The 2,721-nt window shown below is 53.5% G+C and carries 2 protein-coding genes; one reads left to right on the top strand and one right to left on the bottom strand.

The genetic code is table 11. From position 1 onward, the window contains the following. Positions 1-1,286 (top strand): hypothetical protein (locus tag COGEMETH_RS25340; RefSeq protein ID WP_238185423.1); only part of this gene is annotated, 1,286 nt, incomplete at its 5' end. Positions 1,287-1,711: 425 nt separating this feature from the next. Here the strand turns inward: COGEMETH_RS25340 and COGEMETH_RS25345 are convergent. Continuing rightward, positions 1,712-2,721, bottom strand: a 1,010-nt coding sequence (locus tag COGEMETH_RS25345) for a hypothetical protein (protein ID WP_238185424.1), incomplete at its 5' end; no start/stop codon positions are given.

Consider the following 2,721-nt stretch of genomic DNA (forward strand, 5'->3'; position numbering starts at 1 on the left):
ATGCTAAGGCTCAGATCGACCGACTACTGAACTGGGATTTTAACCGGGGCCTCGCACAGTGTCTTTCGCTGTGCGCTAATCCAAGACTCAGCGGACTAGTCGATATTTCAAAATGTCCCGCAGGCGATGTCGAAGCTTTCTTCGATTGGCTCTCTGAACATGGAGATCTTTTTTCACAGATTGCCGGGATTGAAATTGGCATTCGGTCCCTGAATAATTTCCCAAACCTCGAACCCATTTTGGTTCGTTTGTTGGAGCAGATACGACGCGAAAATCCCGAGGACAAAGCGGGACGGCTGGCGTTGACGGCAAATCTCTTTGTGTTTGTCGACGGGGAATTGGCACGCATCCGCCTCTTCGTTGCCGAGCCGCCGTTCTGGCGTCGTCTTGCCGCGAGCGCGCAAGTGTCGATGATAGAAAGGGAAATTGTTGCCCTCAAAGGGACTGGGGAGGACTCGACTGATTGGGCAAGCTTGCGGGCAGAACCCTTCTTCATGCAAGCTCTTGCCGATCTGCGCCAATCGCCGCGCAATATTCCCGACCTGATAAGCGCGAGACAATTTCAGGCGGAGCTCTTGATGCGGGCCCGGATCGTTGGAAACGAGGTCAAAGACAGTTTGCCGGAGGGCCCCTTGAAGACCCTCCTGCTAGGTGAGGGCGAGAACGATCTCACGAGCCGGACTTCTCACCCATTGGCTTACGCACCAAGTCCTGTCGAAGGCGGGATCGACGCCCCGCTTCCTTTTCCGGACGATCTTTTAGAAGAGCTTCGCAGGCCGAAAGATGAGGGTCCGCTTGAAGCACGCGTCTTCGCGAGCGTCGTGAATTTCGCCTTAGTATTCCGCTTTGACACGGAAACGGTCGATCTTATCGCAGACCTGCTTCGAAAGGTGAAATACCGACTTAAGCTCGAACCAAATTCCGATATTGGCTTCTCTCTCATCATGGGTCTGGCGATCATTGCGGCATCGGCGCGGCACAACGGGCTAGCCGATGAGGTGCGAATCTTATCGCGAGTCCTCCGCCGCCGCGGCGTCGTTGGCTCTGCCGCGGACAATCAGATGCGAATTGCACTGACAGCCTGCGCTTCTAGAACGGATTTACACGAGTGGTGCAAAGCTGTCGGCGACTGGTTTTTCGAAATTGCCAATGGTGAGATCGTCCGTGAGGAAGCTCCGCTTCTGCGTTCCCATGTGCAAGCTCTCTGCCGCGCGGTTCCTTCGCTCTGGCCGTATATATCAAAGGCAGATGCAGCTCTCGTTGCCATCTCGTATCAAGTGCGGTAATTGCCAATCGGCGATCGTCGAGTTGCTTGCTGGAGCATGGTGCCGGGTTCCAAGGGCGGCAGACGCCTTTCGTCATGGGGTCCAGGGGAGAGCGAAGTCTCCTCTTGATCGTGGCCCAGCGGCGAAGCGCTCGGTCTGGGCGGGTTTCGGGAGAGGCAGGAACGCCTCCTCCTGAACGGATGAAACGGCGGACGTTTCTGTGGTGCGATGAGGCTCGACGCGATGGATCGCCACTGTATGGGAGTTCCAAGCTAGGCACCTCGTCAAAATGTCGGTAACTATGCGCGTATCCTTTGCGCGGTCTAGCCCTTATGATCGCAATAACTTTGATACCCCTAGATGATGCGCGCACAAGGGTTCCCCTAAGCGCGCGCACTGGAATAAAATATAATGCTTGGTAGCCTGAGGTACACGAAAGCGCCGTTCTAATCTGCGCGATCGGTAGACCGATCGGGACTTGGTGTGGGTGAGCCCATATCTTCGGGAGTTAAGTCAACAAACTTGACCTCTCCGAATACAAAACGATCTAGGTGAAGCACCGAATTCTGGCCAGCCTTTATCAGTTCTTCAAATTTAATTAGATCAACTGTCCCGGGCACGGTTTCAATCGCATATCCTAGCTGTTGCAAGCATCTCTGTTTGTCATTAACAGCGAGAAGTCGGTTGGACAGCATAATATGAAGTGCAGCATCTATCCTGGCTGGTATTTTAATTGAACTTTTGGCGATCCGGTCTTTATACCGTTCGTTCGCAAGTTTTTCTAACTGCTCTGTGGACCAGGTCAATTCGTGACCAAGTATCCTGGCAACAGCAAAACTAACAATGCTCGGCTCCGCCAAATCTGCCTCAAACTTCGCTGCTAGTTTTTGTTTCAGCGGGCGTCGATACTTCGCCGGCGCAACTGCATTCCACAGCTGCATTATGCCTGCCATAGGGAGGCGATCTTTGCGCTTTGAGATACTCAACGCAGTGCCCTCGATGCTCTCAAGCACTGCGCTCATATCAACCAACCCGGCATTATCCCTGCCGGATAAAACTTCAATGAAGCAATCCAGTAGACCAGAAAAATAATCGCCTGCCGTGTCTGGATTGAAGCCAGAAGAATTTCCAATCCAGTAACGGGAAGCTAAGCGAACAGATACAATGCCCGGAAGAGCCGAGCGATAATTGAAGGTCGTATCGAAATCCGTTGGCTGGCGTTCGACAAATCGGCGAATGACGTGCCGGCTAAGCCGCGCAAGTCCTTCGGGGGTAAGCACTGTACCGCTATCGAGATACGCCGTATCCGATCGATCTCCGATAAACCAGAGTTCGCGCGAGATCCCTTCCAAGGCGTGCACGTTACGAGAGCGTATTGTGTATGCCTGGCGCAGGGCATTTGGTAGATCAGTTGCTGTGATTGGCCGAATAGCCGCTACGTAATTACCCAGGCCTG

Origin of the sequence: Methylobacterium trifolii, from assembly GCF_022179685.1 — a bacterium.
GTDB classification, from domain to species: domain Bacteria; phylum Pseudomonadota; class Alphaproteobacteria; order Rhizobiales; family Beijerinckiaceae; genus Methylobacterium; species Methylobacterium trifolii.